The sequence below is a fragment of the Nocardia sp. NPDC019323 genome (assembly GCF_044389845.1).
Lineage (GTDB): Bacteria > Actinomycetota > Actinomycetes > Mycobacteriales > Mycobacteriaceae > Nocardia > Nocardia implantans.
The window spans coordinates 1,099,065-1,115,875 of the sequence record NZ_JBIRYN010000001.1 but is presented as its reverse complement, the minus strand read 5'-3'; the positions used below and the strand labels follow the sequence as shown (position 1 = coordinate 1,115,875).

The 16,811-nt window shown below is 69.2% G+C and carries 14 protein-coding genes and 1 riboswitch; of the genes, 12 read left to right on the top strand and 2 right to left on the bottom strand.

The annotated features are described in order from the left end of the window. Positions 1-47: 47 nt before the first annotated feature. Positions 48-2,309 (bottom strand): 5-methyltetrahydropteroyltriglutamate--homocysteine S-methyltransferase, encoded by a 2,262-nt coding sequence (gene metE, locus ACH49X_RS05310; RefSeq protein ID WP_357206977.1) that lies wholly within the window; start codon positions 2,307-2,309, stop codon positions 48-50. Between the two features lie 167 nt (positions 2,310-2,476). Further along, positions 2,477-2,664, bottom strand: a riboswitch (cobalamin riboswitch). A gap of 550 nt (positions 2,665-3,214) precedes the next feature. Between metE and ACH49X_RS05305 the strand changes: the two genes are divergently transcribed. The 3 genes from ACH49X_RS05305 to coaD are packed head-to-tail and all read left to right on the top strand — an operon-like array spanning position 3,215 to position 7,718. Continuing rightward, complete coding sequence (locus ACH49X_RS05305) at positions 3,215-6,619, top strand: pyruvate carboxylase (RefSeq protein WP_357206903.1); 3,405 nt, start codon at positions 3,215-3,217, stop codon at positions 6,617-6,619. Continuing rightward, positions 6,616-7,179, top strand: coding sequence for a 16S rRNA (guanine(966)-N(2))-methyltransferase RsmD (rsmD, locus tag ACH49X_RS05300; RefSeq protein WP_357206901.1), 564 nt, complete (start codon positions 6,616-6,618; stop codon positions 7,177-7,179). Before ACH49X_RS05305 ends, rsmD begins: the two co-directional genes overlap by 4 nt. A 53-nt stretch (positions 7,180-7,232) precedes the next feature. Next, positions 7,233-7,718: a pantetheine-phosphate adenylyltransferase gene (gene coaD / locus ACH49X_RS05295; RefSeq protein WP_195078681.1), complete on the top strand. Its 486-nt coding sequence runs from the start codon at positions 7,233-7,235 to the stop codon at positions 7,716-7,718. Between the two features lie 16 nt (positions 7,719-7,734). Here the strand turns inward: coaD and ACH49X_RS05290 are convergent, their stop codons facing one another. Continuing rightward, positions 7,735-8,253 carry a GtrA family protein gene (locus ACH49X_RS05290; protein ID WP_195078682.1) on the bottom strand — a complete coding sequence of 173 codons (519 nt, stop codon included), beginning with the start codon at positions 8,251-8,253 and terminating at the stop codon, positions 7,735-7,737. Between the two features lie 386 nt (positions 8,254-8,639). Between ACH49X_RS05290 and ACH49X_RS05285 the strand changes: the two genes are divergently transcribed. From ACH49X_RS05285 to ACH49X_RS05245, 9 genes are all read left to right on the top strand, one after another. Further along, the gene (locus tag ACH49X_RS05285; protein WP_195078683.1) at positions 8,640-9,386 is read left to right on the top strand and encodes a DivIVA domain-containing protein; all 747 of its coding nucleotides are present in this window, start codon (positions 8,640-8,642) and stop codon (positions 9,384-9,386) included. A gap of 88 nt (positions 9,387-9,474) precedes the next feature. Further along, positions 9,475-10,104: a DUF177 domain-containing protein gene (locus tag ACH49X_RS05280; protein ID WP_357107859.1), complete on the top strand. Its 630-nt coding sequence runs from the start codon at positions 9,475-9,477 to the stop codon at positions 10,102-10,104. 52 nt (positions 10,105-10,156) lie between these two features. Next, positions 10,157-10,339 (top strand): 50S ribosomal protein L32, encoded by a 183-nt coding sequence (gene rpmF / locus ACH49X_RS05275; RefSeq protein ID WP_039799574.1) that lies wholly within the window; start codon positions 10,157-10,159, stop codon positions 10,337-10,339. A gap of 22 nt (positions 10,340-10,361) precedes the next feature. Beyond that, positions 10,362-11,075 (top strand): ribonuclease III, encoded by a 714-nt coding sequence (gene rnc, locus ACH49X_RS05270; protein WP_067797422.1) that lies wholly within the window; start codon positions 10,362-10,364, stop codon positions 11,073-11,075. Position 11,076: 1 nt separating this feature from the next. Beyond that, a complete protein-coding gene (mutM, locus tag ACH49X_RS05265) occupies positions 11,077-11,937 on the top strand; it encodes a bifunctional DNA-formamidopyrimidine glycosylase/DNA-(apurinic or apyrimidinic site) lyase (protein ID WP_357206899.1) in 861 nt (286 codons plus the stop codon). Between the two features lie 65 nt (positions 11,938-12,002). Next, positions 12,003-12,584, top strand: a complete 582-nt coding sequence (locus ACH49X_RS05260; RefSeq protein WP_357107721.1) for a dihydrofolate reductase family protein — start codon at positions 12,003-12,005, stop codon at positions 12,582-12,584. Positions 12,585-12,612: 28 nt separating this feature from the next. Then, entirely contained in the window at positions 12,613-13,650 is a 1,038-nt protein-coding gene (locus ACH49X_RS05255) for a PHP domain-containing protein (protein ID WP_357107856.1), read from the top strand. A gap of 100 nt (positions 13,651-13,750) precedes the next feature. Then, entirely contained in the window at positions 13,751-15,277 is a 1,527-nt protein-coding gene (locus tag ACH49X_RS05250; protein ID WP_195078686.1) for a PstS family phosphate ABC transporter substrate-binding protein, read from the top strand. A 333-nt stretch (positions 15,278-15,610) separates the two neighbouring features. Further along, the gene (locus ACH49X_RS05245; protein WP_195078923.1) at positions 15,611-16,798 is read left to right on the top strand and encodes a glycosyltransferase family 4 protein; all 1,188 of its coding nucleotides are present in this window, start codon (positions 15,611-15,613) and stop codon (positions 16,796-16,798) included. The last annotated feature ends 13 nt before the right edge of the window (positions 16,799-16,811 follow it).

Here is a 16,811-nt window from a genome sequence, read left to right as displayed (position 1 = left end):
CCTTCGACAGGCGAAGGGGGCACCGAATCAGCGATCGGCGGGCAGGATCACCGCACGGCCGCCGCCGCGGCGACCATATTGCGGAGCGAGGCTTCCACCTCGGTGCGTTTCCTGGTCTTCAAGCCGCAGTCCGGGTTCACCCACAGTCGTTCGGCCGGAATGGCTTTCAGCGCCGCGCGCAACGATGCGGTGATCTCGTCCACGCTGGGCACACGCGGAGAATGGATGTCGTACACGCCGGGGCCGACGCCGAGGTCGAATCCCGCCGCGTTGAGGTCGTCGAGCACCTCCATGCGCGAGCGTGCCGCCTCGATGGAGGTGACGTCGGCGTCCAGCCCGGCAATCGCGTCGATCACCTCGCCGAACTCCGAATAGCACAGGTGCGTGTGGATCTGCGTCGCGTCGGACACCCCGGAGGTCGCCAGCCGGAACGCCCGCACCGACCAATCGAGGTATCCCGGCTGATCGGCCGCGCGCAGGGGGAGCAGTTCCCGCAAGGCGGGCTCGTCGACCTGGATGATCCGGATGCCGGCCGCTTCCAGGTCCACGGTCTCCTCCCGGATCGCCAGCGCCACTTGGCGGGCGGACTCGTCCAACGGCTGATCGTCGCGCACGAACGACCACGCCAGGATCGTCACCGGGCCGGTCAGCATGCCTTTCACCGGTTTGCCGGTGAGCGACTGCGCGTAGCCGATCCACTCGACGGTCATCGGCTCGCGCCGCGCGACGTCTCCGAACAGGATCGGCGGACGCACGCAGCGCGTCCCGTAGGACTGCACCCACCCCTGCTCGGTCGTCGCGAACCCGTCGAGTTGCTCGGCGAAGTACTGCACCATGTCGTTGCGTTCCGGCTCGCCGTGCACGAGCACGTCCAGCCCCAGCTCCTCCTGCAGCGCGATGACGTCCGCGATCTCCGCGCGCATCCGGCGCACGTACTCCGCTCGATCGATCTCGCCTTTGCGCAGCGCGGCGCGCGCCAACCGGATGGCCGAGGTCTGCGGGTAGGAACCGATCGTCGTGGTCGGCAGCGCGGGCAGCCGCAAACGGTCCCGTTGCAGTTCCCGGCGTTGTTCGGCGGGCGCGCGGCGGTCGGCGTCCGGCCCGAGCGCGGCCAGTGCGGCCCGCACCCGCGGATCGTTCAGCCGCGGATCCGACCTGCGCGACGCCAGCGCCGCGCGCACCTCGGCCAACTCGGCGGCGATCGCCTCGGTGCCCTGGGTCAATCCGGTCGCGAGCAGGCGTACCTCCGCGACCTTCTCCGCGCCGAACGCCAGCCAGGACCGCAGTCGCTCGTCCAGCCCGGTTTCCGCGGCCAGCGAGTACGGTACGTGCAGCAACGAGCAGGAACTCGAAACCGCCACAGGCGCAGCGGATTCCGACAAGGCGCCGAGTGTGGCGACGGCCCGGTCGAGATCGGTGCGCCATACATTGCGACCGTCCACGACCCCCGCGACGACCAGCTTGCCCGCCAGCGCGGAAATGGTGGAGATGTCGGCGCCCGCGGTGAAGTCGAGGGCGACCCCCTCTATCCCCGTGCTCGCCAGCGCCGGCAGTGCGGCACCCGGCTGCCCGAAGTAGGTCGCGACGAGCACCGCAGGGCGCTCGGCGGCGTCGGCCAGTTCCTCGTAGGTGACCTGCACCAAGCCGATCTCCTCCGCCGTGAGGTCGGTGACCAGCGCAGGCTCGTCGATCTGCACCCACTCGGCGCCGGCGACGGCGAGCCTGCGCAGCAGCTCCCGGTACAACGGCAGCAACTCGATCAGCCGGGCCAGCGCCGAACCGCCGGTCGCCTTCGCCAGCTTCAGGAAGGTGATCGGCCCGATCACCACCGGACGCGCGGGCACGCCCAGTTCGAGCGCTTCGCGCAGTTCCGCCAGCAGCTTGTCCGGGTGCAGCGAGAAGGAGGTGTCCGGGCCGATCTCCGGTACCAGGTAGTGGTAATTCGTGTCGAACCACTTGGTCATCTCCAAGGGTTCGACGGCGTCGGTGCCGCGTGCGGCGGCGAAGTACCGTTCCAGCGGGTCCGTGATCCCTGCGACCCGGGGCGGCAACGCGCCGAGCAACTCGGCCGTGTCGAGCATCTGGTCGTAGTAGGAGAACGTACCGACCGGAATGGAGTCCAAGCCCGCGGCTTGTAATTCGGCGAACTGGGCGTGCCGGAGTTCGCGCGCCACGGCGTGCAACCGACCGGCGTCGATCTTGCCTGCCCAATAGGCCTCGGTGGCCCGCTTCAGTTCGCGCCGCGGCCCCACTCGTGGAAGCCCGAGAACCGTCGCGGTGAACGGCTTTTGCTGTGCAACAGTCACGATGTTTCTCCATTGCTGAGGACGAAAGCCATCGCCATACGGGCAGGCGGAGAACCCGGTGACATGCCGGTGATGTTCCCGGCCGAGGAGCCCGACACGTCAGCTGGTGATCCGCGCGCCCAATCCACGAGGCGGTGGCCGCCGGATACGGCGTACCCGGCACGGCTGGCAGGTCTTCGGACTCGCGGGCACCGGCCGTGCGGGCCGGCATACGCCGGATAGCTCCCGATGGCCGACCTACTGGCCGTCGCTTCCCGAGTCGCGGAGCCTTCCGGCTCGGTGAACTCAGTGCCTGGTGACGGCGGTCGTTCCTGCATACCGCTGCGGGACAGTCCCGGATTCCCACCGGGTTCCCTCTCACCCGCCGTGACGTCGCCGCACGGGCGGGCTCGACTCCGTCGCGCGACGTCGGGGCTCCATCTCGTCGTGCTGCGGTGAACCAGCTGCCCACTCAGCATAGGACGCGGCGAGGCGAGCAGATCGCGAGGGATGTCACGCCGGCAATTGCCCGGCCCGCGCGACGCGCAGCGATCGGGCGCCTGCTTCCCGTTCCGGCTATCGGCCCGCCCGCGCATGCGGACTCGGATCGCTCCATCGGCCATCCGGACGTCGGGCCATCCGGTAACCACCTTCTCGAACTCGCCGTTCGCCTGGTCCGCAGGTGCGGACGCGGGTCAGGCGAACTCGGCTCGATACCGCGCTCGGCCATCGGGCACCTGTTCGACGGCCCACGCCCTCGGACCTCCGCACCGATCCCGGCCTCCGGACAGCACATCGGTTGCTGCCGCGGCGCCCATGTGTCGGGCCGGTGAACGCAACTTCGCAACGGTGCTAGTCGGTCTTGTGAAGAGGTTTGCGAAGGGGGCTTCTGTGTCGGTGCGGTTCACGCGGCCGGGTACCTTAGGTCAATGTTCTCGAAAGTCTTGGTTGCCAACCGTGGCGAGATCGCCATCCGCGCCTTCCGCGCGGCCTACGAACTCGGCATCGGGACGGTCGCCGTGTTCCCGTACGAGGACCGCAATTCGGTCCATCGGTTGAAGGCGGCGGAGTCGTACCAGATCGGCGAGCCGGGCCATCCGGTGCGGGCCTACCTGTCGATCGAGGCGATCATCGAGGCGGCCAAGTCGGCGGGCGCGGACGCGATCTACCCGGGCTACGGGTTCCTGTCGGAGAACCCGGATCTGGCGGCGGCGTGCGCGCGGGAGGGCATCACCTTCATCGGACCGTCGGCCGAAGTGCTCGAACTGGCCGGTAACAAGGCGCGGGCGATCGAGGCGGCGAAGGCCGCCGGGTTGCCGGTGTTGCGTTCGAGCGCACCGTCGTCGGACGTGGAAGAGTTGCTGGCGGCGGCGCGGGAACTGGAATACCCGATCTTCGTCAAGGCGGTCGCCGGTGGCGGCGGGCGCGGAATGCGCCGGGTCGCCGCGCCCGACCAGCTGCGCGAATCGATCGAGGCGGCCTCGCGGGAAGCGGAGTCGGCGTTCGGCGATCCGACGGTGTTCCTGGAGCAGGCCGTGGTGAACCCCCGCCATATCGAGGTGCAGATCCTGGCTGATCAGCACGGGAATGTCATGCACCTGTTCGAGCGGGACTGCTCGGTGCAGCGGCGGCACCAGAAAGTGATCGAGCTGGCGCCCGCGCCGAATTTGGACCCCGCATTACGCGAGCGGATCTGCGCGGACGCGGTCGCCTTCGCCAGGCAGATCGGCTACTCGTGCGCGGGCACCGTGGAATTCCTGCTGGACGAGCGCGGCAACCATGTCTTCATCGAGATGAACCCGCGCATCCAGGTGGAGCACACGGTGACCGAGGAGATCACCGACGTCGACCTGGTGCAGTCGCAGCTGCGCATCGCGGCGGGCGAGACGCTCGAGCAACTGGGTCTGAGCCAGGACGCCGTGACGATCCGCGGCGCGGCCTTGCAGTGCCGGATCACGACCGAGGACCCGGCCAACGGATTCCGCCCCGACACCGGCCGCATCACCGCCTACCGCACGCCCGGCGGCGCGGGCATCCGCCTGGACGGCGGCGCGAACCTGGGCGCAGAGATCGGCGCCTACTTCGACTCCATGCTGGTCAAGCTCACCTGCCGGGGCCGCGACTTCGGCGCCGCGGTGGCGCGGGCGAGCCGGGCGCTGGCGGAATTCCGGATTCGCGGCGTGGCCACCAATATTCCGTTCCTGCTCGCGGTGCTGGACGATCCCGACTTCAGGGCGGGGCGGATCACCACCTCGTTCATCGACGAGCGTCCGCAGCTGCTGACCCTGCGCCGGTCCGCCGACCGCGGCACCAAGATCCTCGACTACCTGGCCGACGTCACGGTGAACAAGCCGCACGGCGAGCGGCCGACCACGGTGTACCCGCACGACAAACTGCCCGCGATCGATCTGAGCGTGCCGCCGCCGGACGGCTCCCGCCAGCGCCTGCTGCGGCTGGGTCCGGAGGGTTTCGCGCGGGCGTTGCGCGAGCAGAAGGCGGTCGGCGTCACCGACACCACCTTCCGCGACGCGCACCAGTCGCTGCTGGCCACCCGGGTGCGCACCAACGGCCTGCTGGGCGTGGCGGGGCATGTGGCGCGGTTGACGCCGGAGCTGCTTTCGGTGGAGTGCTGGGGCGGTGCCACCTACGACGTGGGGTTGCGGTTCCTGTACGAGGACCCGTGGGAGCGGCTGGCGGCGTTGCGGGAGGCGATTCCGAACATCTGTCTGCAGATGCTGCTGCGCGGCCGCAACACCGTCGGCTACACCCCGTACCCGGAGGCGGTGACCCGCGCGTTCGTCTCGGAGGCGACCGCCACGGGCATCGACATCTTCCGTATCTTCGATGCCCTCAACAACGTGGACCAGATGCGCCCGGCCATCGACGCGGTCCGCGAGACCGGCACCGCGATCGCGGAGGTCGCGATCAGCTACACCGGGGATCTGGCGAATCCGGACGAGTCGCTCTACACCCTGGACTACTACCTGAAGCTGGCCGAGCAGATCGTGGACGCCGGCGCGCACGTGCTGGCGATCAAGGACATGGCCGGACTGCTGCGCGCCCCGGCCGCGACCAAGCTGGTCACCGCGTTGCGCAGCAATTTCGATCTGCCGGTGCACGTGCACACCCACGACACCCCCGGTGGCCAGCTGGCCACCTACTTGGCCGCGTGGCAGGCCGGAGCCGACGCCGTCGACGGCGCCAGCGCGGCGATGGCGGGCACCACCAGCCAGCCCGCGTTGTCGGCGATCGTCGCCGCGGCGGCGCACAGCGAGTACGACACCGGGTTGAATCTGCAGAACGTGTGCGACCTGGAGCCGTACTGGGAGGCGCTGCGGAAGGTGTACGCGCCGTTCGAGTCCGGTCTGCCCGCGCCGACCGGCCGGGTCTACACCCACGAGATCCCCGGCGGGCAGCTGTCCAACCTGCGCCAGCAGGCCATCGCGCTCGGGTTGGGCGACCGGTTCGAGGAGGTCGAGGCGAAGTACGCCGCCGCCGACCGGCTGCTGGGCCGTTTGGTGAAGGTCACCCCGTCCTCGAAGGTCGTCGGCGACCTGGCGCTGGCCCTGGTCGGCACCGGCGTCGACGTCGAGGACTTCGCCGCCGACCCGGGCCGCTACGACATCCCGGATTCGGTGATCGGCTTCCTGCGCGGTGAACTGGGCACACCCGCTGGTGGCTGGCCCGAACCGTTCCGCACCAAGGCGCTGGCCGGGCGCGGCGCGGCCAAGCCGGAAACCCCGTTGACGCCCGCGGACGAGAAGGGCCTCGCAGGCAGCTCCGAGGAGCGGCGGGCGACGTTGAACCGGTTGCTGTTCCCCGGCCCGACGGCCGAATTCCTCGCCCACCGCGAGAAGTACGGCGACACCTCCGGGTTGTCGGCCAACCAGTTCTTCTACGGCCTGCGCCGCGGTGAGGAACACCGGGTGCAGTTGGAGAAGGGCGTCACCCTGCTCATCGGCCTGGAAGCGATCTCCGAGCCCGACGAGCGCGGCATGCGCACGGTGATGTGCATCCTCAACGGGCAGCTGCGGCCGGTGTCGGTGCGCGACCGGTCGATCGCCAGCGAGATCCCGGCGGCGGAGAAGGCCGACAAGGCCAACCCGGGTCATGTCGCGGCGCCGTTCGCCGGTGTCGTCACTCTCGCGGTGTCCGAAGGCGATTCGGTCGCGGCGGGCGACACCATCGGCACCATCGAGGCCATGAAGATGGAAGCCGCGATCACCGCGCCGCGCGCCGGCATCGTCGGCCGCGTCGCCATCGGCGCCGTGCAGCAGGTCGAAGGCGGTGACCTGCTCATCGAACTGGCGGTACGGGAGTCGTCGGCCGGATGACGCGGATCGTCGCGGGGACGGCGGGCGGACGGCGCCTGCGGGTGCCGCCGTCCGGCACCCGTCCGACCTCCGATCGCGTCCGGGAGGCGCTGTTCAGCGCGTTGGACGCCCGGCTGGACTTCGCGGGCGCGCGGGTGCTCGACCTGTACGCGGGTTCCGGCGCGCTGGGCTTGGAGGCGCTCTCGCGCGGCGCCGAGCACGCGCTGCTCGTCGAATCCGATCGCAAGGCGGCGGCCGTGGTTCGCGGCAATATCGCCGATCTCGGCCTGCCGGGCGCCGAACTGCGGGTGGCGACGGTGGCCAGTGTGCTGCAATCGGGCGGGGCGGGCGAGTTCGACCTGGTCTTCTCCGACCCGCCCTACGCGGTGGCCAACGCCGCGGTGCTGGCCGACCTGAGCGCGCTGGCCGAACGCGGTTGGTTGTGTCCCGGTGCGCTGATCGTGCTGGAGCGCTCGGCGCGTTCGCCCGAAACAGCCTGGCCCGCAGGCTTCGTCCCGGCCAAGTCGCGCCGGTACGGCGAAACCCGCATCGAGCTGGCCGAGTTCGATCCGGAGGAATAGGAGCGGGTGCGGCCACTCGTGCCGGGCCGGGTGTGTCCTGCTAGCGTCGCCTCATGGCAGGAGCACTGTGCCCCGGGTCGTTCGACCCCGTGACCTACGGACACCTCGACGTCTTCACCCGGGCGGCGGCCCAGTTCGACGAGGTCGTCATCACCGTCATGATCAACCCGAAGAAGCAGGGCATGTTCACCGTCGATGAGCGCATGGAGATGCTGCGCGAGTCGACCGCGCACCTGGGCAACGTCCGGGTGGAGTCGTGGCAGGGCCTGACCGTGGACTTCGCCCGCGAGCAGGGCATCACCGCGATCGTGAAGGGCCTGCGCGACGCGGGCGACTTCGGCTACGAACTGCAGATGGCGCAGATGAACAAGAAGCTGTCCGGGGTGGACACCTTCTTCATCGCCACCAACCCCGCCTTCAGCTTCCTGTCCAGTTCGCTGGTCAAGGAGGTCGCCACGTACGGCGGCGACGTCGCCGACATGCTGCCCCCGTCGGTACACAAGCGCCTCCTCGACCGCTTGGCCGAACGAAAGAGCTGACGTACGGAGAGGCGGTTCAGAACACCAAACCGCGGAGGGCCAGGAACCGCATGCCGCCGACCGCGGCGGTGATCGCCAGGATCGCGACGGCCTGAGCGGTGTCCCCGAGCCCGGGAGCCCACAAGCCCAGCGCGGCCAGCGCCGCCGTGCTGACGCCGAGTCCGACCAGCGCGAGGCCGCCGCCTTCCCATTGCGCGGTGAACCAGCCGACTCGTTCCGCCGCGTGGAAGGTGAGCTGGCGGTGCAGCTCGTTGGCGATCACGGTGCTGACGATCGAGCCGACGACGTTGGCGATCAGCGGTCCGACGCCGTGCATGGCGAGGAACAACAGGACGTAGGCGATGTTGCTGGAGCCGCCGACCAGCGCGAACCGGATCAGTTGGGCGAAGGCGCGATCACCGCGCAGATACCGGGCGAGCCGGCCGAACCCGGCCGTCACCGAGGTCGTCGGCAGTACCGGGGAGGGGCCGACCCAGGGCACGAAGAAGCTGGTGGCGCTTACTCCTCCGGGTCGCGGCAGTTCCAGTAGGGTCATCGTCTTTCCGATCGAACACAAGCCCTCGGCGGGGACAACGGCGATGGTGCTCGCGTGGCTTCCCCCGTCGACTCTTGGCAGGTTCCGTTCGTCGGCCCGTATCGGGCACTGGCTGACGTGTCGGCGCCTGTCAACATTCGACGGCGGGTTGTCCGTACCTCCGGCTTCCTTGTCCGCGATCCGGGGAACGCGGTAGGTGCTGAAGATCTTGGTAGACCTTCCAGAAAAATGTAACACGAAGCGGAGAGGCGGTCTCCACTTGATTTCTGTGGCGTGCGAGACACCTGCACGACACACCGGAAAGTGACTCGGCACGAGCGGTGACGAGGGGCACACTGGGCGTCGGGCGGAGAGTTTCGCCGTGAGTCCGCAGGAGGGTAGTGAGCATGTATCGCGTATTCGAAGCGCTCGACGAACTGGTCGCCATCGTCGAAGAGGCGCGCGGCATCCCCCCGACCCGCAGCTGCATCGTGCCGCGCGGCGATGTGCTCGAACTACTCGACGACGTCCGCGACGCGCTGCCCGGCGAACTCGACGACGCCCAGGACGTGCTCGACCATCGCGACAAGATCGTCTCCGATGCCAGGACCGCCGCGGAGACCGCCGTGACCGGGGCCAACGAGCAGGCCGAGCGCACCATCAGCTCGGCGCGCGAGGAAGCCGACCGCATCCTCGCCGACGCCAAGGCGCACGCCGACCGGATGGTCGCCGAGGCGAGCGCGCACGCCGATCGCCTGGTCGCCTCCGCCCAGGAGGAGGCCGACCGGGTGGTCGCCGACGGCAACGCCGAGTACGAGGCGGTGACCGGGCGGGCGCGGCTGGAGTCGGAGCGCATGATCGAGGCGGGCAAGGCCGCCTATGACCGCTCCGTCGCCGACGGGCTCGCCGAGCAGGAGCGGCTGGTCACGCAGACCGAGGTGGTCCGCGCCGCGCACGCAGAATCGGCCAGGGTGATCGACGCCGCGCACGCCGAGGCGGATCGCCTGCGCGAGGAATGCGATCACTACGTCGACTCCAGGCTCGCCGATTTCGAGGAGACGCTGACCAGTACGCTGCGCACGGTCGGGCGGGGCCGCCATCAGCTGCGCAGCGGGGCGGGCGCACCCGACTACGCGTCCGAATTCCGCAGGTAGCGGCGGTGGGCTGCGTTTGGGCGTGCACCGTGCGATCGCGTATTGTTGAGTGGTTGCCCGTATCCCCTCGATCGTGAGTGAGTTCGTGATGTCCGCCGGTTCCGGTTCCGCCTCGCGTCCCCAGTCGGCCAAGCGCCGCTCGCCGGACGCGGGTTTCGTGCTGGACACCCGCAGCCTCGGCCGCAGGCCGGGGACGATGCGCGAGTTGCGCCGCACCGTCACCACCGAGGAGCGGATCGGTCTGGATCTGATCGGCGTTCCCGTCGGCGCGCAGGTGGAGTTCGACCTGCAGTTGCAGGCGGTGTCCGAGGGAGTGCTGGTCACCGGGACGGTCTCGGCGCCGCTGGAAGGCGAGTGCTCGCGCTGCCTCGAGCCGTTCACCGATGCCGTCACCCTCCAGGTGACCGAGCTGTTCGCCTACCCGGACAGCACCACCGAGCAGACCACCGAGGACGACGAGGTCTATCGCATGGACGACGACCTCATCGATCTCGAGCCGGTGGTGATCGACGCCGTCGGCCTCGAGTTGCCGCTGCAGCCGCTGTGCACCCCGGATTGCGCGGGACTGTGCCCGGAATGCGGCGTACGGATGGCGATTGCGGGATCCGGCCATCGGCATGAGATACTTGACCCTCGCTGGGCCGGACTGGCTAAATTCGCCTCCGGATCGCCCGGCACCGGCAGCCCCGACGAGGGTGCGGCCGACCGAGACCGCTGAGCAAGACCGTCAGCCGAAACCGGCAGAGCAATTAGACAGAGGAGAAGTAGTCGTGGCCGTTCCCAAGCGCCGGATGTCCCGTTCCAACACCAGGTCGCGGCGCAGCCAGTGGAAGGCCGCCGCGCCGACCCTGATCACCTGCCCGAACCGCGCCTGCGGCGAGAAGACCCTGCCGCACATCGCCTGCCCGTCCTGCGGCACCTACAAGGGCCGCCAGGTCACGGCGGCGGTCTGACCGTACGACCTGTCGTAGCGACGTGACCGACGAACCCGACTCGTCCGGTGAACACGCGAGCCTTCTCGCCGCGTTGGGCGTCGACCTGCAGCCGGATCTGCTGCGTCTCGCACTGACCCATCGTTCCTACGCGTACGAGAACGGCGGCCTGCCGACGAACGAGCGTCTCGAGTTCCTCGGCGACTCCGTGCTCGGGCTGAGCATCACCGAACGGCTGTATCACGAGCATCCCTCGAAGACCGAGGGTGAGCTGGCCAAATTGCGCGCGAGCGTGGTGAACATGCGCGCGCTGGCCGAGGTCGCCCGCGGCCTCGGCGAGGGCGGGCTCGGCGCCCACCTGCTGCTGGGCAAGGGCGAGGAACTCACCGGCGGCCGGGACAAGGAGAGCATCCTCGCCGACGGCATGGAGTCGTTGCTCGGCGCCGTGCATCTCGAGCACGGCATCGAGGTGGCTCGTTCCGTGGTGCTTCGCCTGTTCGCCGAGCTGCTCGAGCGCGGCCCGCGGATGGGCGCGGGCCTGGACTGGAAGACCAGCCTGCAGGAACTCACCGCCGAGCGTGGTCTCGGCGTGCCCAGCTACGAGATCACCTCGACCGGGCCGGACCACGACAAGGAGTTCACCGCCACCACGGTGATCGGCGGCCGGGCCTACGGGCAGGGCGTCGGCCGGTCGAAGAAGGAAGCCGAGCAGAAGGCCGCGGGGGCCGCCTACGAGGCGCTGACCGCCGAAACCTGACGTGCCCGAACTTCCCGAGGTCGAGGTCGTGCGGCGCGGGCTCGCCGAGCACGTGATCGGCCGGATCATCGAATCGGTGGCGATCACCCATCCTCGCTCGGTGCGTCGCCATCTCGAAGGCGCCGCAGATCTCGCCGCGCGGCTGACCGGCCTGAGGGTCGCCTCGGCCGAGCGTCGCGGCAAATTCCTCTGGCTCACCTTCGACGATCCGGAAGCGGCGCTGGTCGTGCATCTCGGCATGAGCGGCCAGATGCTGGTGCAGCCCGCCGACGCGCCGCTGGAGAAGCACGCCCACATCCGCGCCACCCTCGGCGACGGCACCCAGTTGCGCTTCGTCGACCAGCGCACGTTCGGTGGTTGGACGCTCGCTCCGCTGGTCGAAGTGGACGGCACCCTGGTGCCGGAGCCGGTCGCGCACATCGCCCGCGACCCGCTGGATCCGCGGTTCGACGTCGAATCCGTGGTCGCCGTGATCCGGGGCAAGCAGAGCGAGATCAAACGCGTGCTGCTCGACCAAGGCGTCGTCTCCGGCATCGGCAACATCTACGCCGACGAGGCGCTGTGGCGTGCCAAGATCCACGGTGGGAGGCCCGCATCGGGGCTGTCCAGGCCCGCGGTGCGCGGGTTGCTCGCCGAAGTCGCGGCCGTGATGGGCGAAGCGCTCGCCGCGGGCGGTACGTCCTTCGACGCGCTCTATGTGAATGTCAACGGCCAGTCGGGCTACTTCGAACGGTCCCTCGCCGTATACGGTCGGGAGCACGAGCCGTGTCGCCGGTGTGGTGCGCCGATCATCCGCGAGCGGTTCATGAACCGCTCGTCCTACTCCTGCCCGCGCTGCCAGCCGAAGCCTCGGCGTCGTTAGCGCGGGCGAGCTACCGTTTCCTCAGGGCGGTTCGGAATTGTCAGCCGACCGTGAGGAAGGGAAGCATGCGCAAGCTCACCTATTACGTCGCGTCGACCATTGACGGATTCATCGCCACCGAGGACGGCTCGGTCGATTTCTTCCCGGTCGGCGGCGACCACGGTCCCTCGATCAACGCGCAGTACCCCGAGACGCTGCCCACCAAGGTGCGGGAGGCGATCGGGCTGGAGGAGCGCAATCGCTACTTCGACACGGTGCTGATGGGACGCAAGACGCACGACTTCGGCGTCCGCACCGGCACCTCGACCCCTTACGCGCATCTGCGGCAGTTCGTGGTCTCGACCATGCTGCCGGAGAGTCCCGATCCGGCCGTCGAGCTGATCTCGGAGAACCCGATCGAGAAGGTTCGTGCCCTGAAGCGGGAAAGCGGGCTCGGCATCTGGCTGTGCGGCGGCGGTGAGCTGGCGCAGGCGCTGCTGCCGGAGATCGACCAGATCTTTCTCAAGCTCTATCCGATCGTGCTCGGGAGCGGTCGCGCGCTGTTCGGCGCCGGGTCACGGCTGCCGGAACCGGCCAAATTCCGGGTGATCACCAGCACGGTGTTCGAAGACGGAGTGGCCTTCGTCAAATACAGCCGGGTGCACTGACCCGGTGCCCGGCCAGGAACCGACCGGGATGCCGGACGGCGCCGCGGCGCCCGGTCCGGAGGCGGCGCTGCGCGAGATCGGCTTCTGGCTGGAGCGCTCGAGGGCCGAGACCCACCGGGTGAAGGCCTACCGGCGCGCCGCCGATGTCGTCGCGGGGTTGTCCGCCGACGAGCGCGCGGCGCGCCGGGCGGCGGGCACCTGGACCGAGCTCGCCGGCATCGGCCCCAAGACCGCCGCCGTCATCGAGCAGGCGTACGCCGGCGTGGTGCCGCGGTACCTGGCCGAGTTGCGGGCGGCGGCGCAGCCGATCGGGGCGCCGGGCAAGCCGTTGCGGGAGCGCTTGCGCGGCGATCTGCACACCCACTCGAACTGGTCCGACGGCGGCAGCCCGATCGAGGAGATGATGCGGGTCGCGGCCGCGCTCGGGCACGAATACTGCGCCCTGACCGACCATTCCCCGCGCCTGACCGTGGCCAACGGCCTGTCCGCCGACCGGTTGCGCAGGCAACTGGACGTGGTCGCCGAACTCAACGAGCGGATGGCGCCGTTCCGTATCCTCACCGGCATCGAGGTGGACATCCTCGACGACGGCGCCCTCGATCAGCAGGCGGATCTGCTGGCCCGGCTGGACATCGTGGTGGCCAGCGTGCACTCGCGGCTGCGCGACGACAGCGCGACGATGACCAAGCGCATGGCGTACGCGGTCGCCGACCCCAACGTAGACGTGCTCGGCCACTGCACCGGCCGCCTGGTCACGGGAGGACGCGGCACCAGGCCGGAATCCACGTTCGACGCCGAGGTGGTGTTCGAGGCGTGCCGCGCCTACGGCACCGCCGTGGAGATCAACAGCAGACCCGAACGCCTCGATCCGCCTTCGCGATTGCTGCGCCTGGCCGCCGAGATGGGATGTCACTTCTCGATCGACACCGACGCGCACGCGCCCGGGCAGCTCGACTGGCAAGGGTACGGTTGTGAGCGCGCGCTCGCGAACGGCGTCGCGCCGGAACGGGTGATCAACACCTGGCCGCTGGCGGATCTGCTGGCCTGGACTCGCGCGCGAGCGTGACCGCGGGGTCAACTGTTGTCGAACAGTACGACTTCGCTTGTGTCAGAGGGCTGTCGGCGCCGAGAATAAGGGCCACACGGATTGCTGGGGGGATCAACTGGTGGGCGACTTTCCGCTCGAAATCGTGCTCGCGCTCATCGGTATCGCGGTGCCCATCGGCGCGTTCCTGTGGGAGTTCGTCTTAGCGGGCCGCAGGCGCCTCGGCTATCGGGTGCAGATGGACACGCCCGTCACCGGTGAGATCGAATCGGTGTTCCCCGGTGTGCTGCCGCAGTTGCGCCCCTCAGCGGACGGCGCGAGCCCGGATCTGAAGGACATCTCGGTCGTTCTGGTGCGCGTCGAGAACAGCGGCATCACGACCATCGACAGTCATGACTACAAGGCGCCGGACGCCGCGCGGATCGGTTTGCACCTGCGTTTTCCGCAACGCCGCGTGATCGGCATGGCGGTGAACGAGCTCAGCGATCCGGCCTTGGCCGACAATCTCGACGCCGATTCCGGCATCGCGGTGCGCGAGGACACCGGCGGGCACATCGGCGTGATCGATCTGCCGAAGGTGCCGCTCGCCCCCGGCGATCACTACAAGATCCTGGCGATCCTGCAGCGTTCGGAAGGGATGGGCGAATACCCGCAGCCCGTGCTGCGTGGCGGCATCAAAGGCGGGCGGATCACCGAGACCCGTAGCCGCACCGGCGTTCCCCTGATGATGGTCGCGCTGACCGTGTTCCTGGTGCTGGTGATCATCGTCCAGTTGGTGGTGGCCGCTCTGGAGCCGTCGCCGACGCCGCTGGACTGCGCCTCGGGCAAACTGACCGTGCTCGGGTCGACGGCGTTCGCCCAGGTGATAAAAGACGCCGCCGAGCAATACCGCAAGAGTTGCGCCGGAGCCAGTTTCGCGTACGGCTTCGAGGGGTCCGAGCGTGGATTGGACCGGCTCGCCGAGCAGGGTACGGGCGATTCCGGCCTGATCGCCATCACCGACGGCGCCAAGGGCGGCGGTTACCCGGCGCTGGTGCACCGGCCGTTGGCGTTGTCGCTGTTCACCATGATCGCGCATCCCGGCGTCGGCGTCCGCGATCTCACCCTCGCCCAGATCCGGGATCTCTACCGGGGCAAGGTCGGCAACTGGCGCGAGGTGGGCGGTCCGGACCTGCCGGTGGTGCTGGTCAACCGGATCCCCGGCTCCGGAACGCGCACCATTTTCGAACGCAGGCTGCTGGAAGGCGCGCAGCCGGAGCGCCCGCACGTGAGCTGCACGGCGCTGAAGGGCACCGTCACCACCGCGCCCGCGCAGTGCGAGGTGCAGGTCACCGCAGACATGCGCAAGGCGGTGGCGGAAATACCAGGGGCGGTCGGCTATTCCGAGTTCGCCGAGGCCGTCGCCGCCGGTCTGCCGACGATCGCGATCGATGGCGTCGGCGCGAGCCGGGACGCCGCCGTGCGGCGCGCCTATCCCTTCTGGGGCGTGGAGTACGCATACAGTAACGGCGAGTTGCCCGGTGGTTCGCTCGCCGCGAGTTTCCTGCACTTCCTGACCGATAGGACCGGCAAAGAGGTGCTGCGCGCACACGGCAACGCGCCGTGCGCCGACCTGCCCGACCCCGGCCGCTGCCTGCCCGATCAGTGAACCGGCAAGGCGGGGACACCGGACTACCCATCGGTAGCCGAACGAACGCTGGGTGCGGCGATTTTTCCCGAACTGTTTGGTTTGAACGACGCCCGCTGAGGTACCTCCCACTCGGCCCCCCTGATCATGCCGGAGGCGTGACCAGGCCAACCAAGCCCCATGGACGGCGGTGCAGCTAGGTCTTCACCCCCGCCGCGGCGGCCACTTAGTTCAGTTCGGCGCCCGGTACTCCGAGTGCTGGGTGAATGCGAGTGCTACTTGGTTGTCCCTGGAAGGAGGGTCATGAGCGCGCTTTCCGTGCCGATTTCCGCGCAGGCGTCGTCTGATCTGGAGATGCCGTCGTCCGACTACCTGTCGACAGATCGTTCCAGCGGCCCGTTCCGCATCGCGATGGTCGTGCCGCCGTACTTCGACGTCCCGCCCAAGGCGTACGGCGGTGTCGAGGCCGTGGTGGCCGACCTCGTCGACGCGCTGGTGGCCCGCGGCCACGACGTCACGCTGTTGGGCGCGGGTGAGCCGGGGACGAAGGCCAAGTTCGTGCCGGTGTGGGACCGAGCGCTGCCCGAACGCCTCGGAGAGCCGTTCCCCGAGGTCGTGCACGCGCTGCGGGTGCGTCGCGCGATCGAGAAGCTCATGGCCACTTCGGGTGTGGACCTGGTGCACGACCACACCTTCGCGGGGCCGCTGAACGCGACCGTCTTCCAGAACATGGGCCTGCCGACGGTGCTGACCGTGCACGGGCCGGTGGAGGACGACATCTACCGCTATTACCAGGATCTGGGCGACGAGGTCGCCTTGGTGGCGATCAGCGACCGTCAGCGCGAACTCGCGCAGGGTCTCAATTGGTCCGGGCGGGTGCACAACGCGCTGCACGTCGACGATTGGCCGTTCCGCGTCGAGAAGGACGACTACGCGCTGTTCCTCGGCCGGTTCAACGAGTGCAAGGCTCCGCATCTGGCGCTGGAAGCCGCGCACGCCGCAGGCATCCCGCTGGTGCTGGCAGGCAAGTGCAGCGAACGTCCCGAGCAGGCCTACTTCGAGGAGAAGGTGCGGCCGCTGCTGACGGAAAACGACCACGTGTTCGGTCTCGCCGACGCGACGGCCAAGCGTAAGCTGCTTGCGAACGCGCGTTGCCTGTTGTTCCCGATTCGCTGGGAGGAACCGTTCGGCATGGTGATGATCGAATCCATGGTCTGTGGCACGCCGGTGGTCGCGCTGCGCGGCGGGGCGGTGTCCGAGGTGATCGTCGACGGCGTGACCGGCCGCATCTGCGAGGATCCCGCCGAATTGCCCTCGGCCATCGAAGAGGTCCGGTCGATGGATCCGTACGCCTGCCGGGCGCACGTGCAGGCCAAGTTCGGCTCCGACACACTCGGCTTCGGCTACGAGCAGGTGTATCGCCGGGTGCTGCGCTCGAAGCAGCGGGCCGGCGCCGCGCCGCTGGTCACCACGGCGTCCGTGGCCACGCCGCTCGACGCCCCGGCGTCCGGCTCGCCGATCCGGATCGCGGCGAGCGGCTAGGCGTGACCGATTC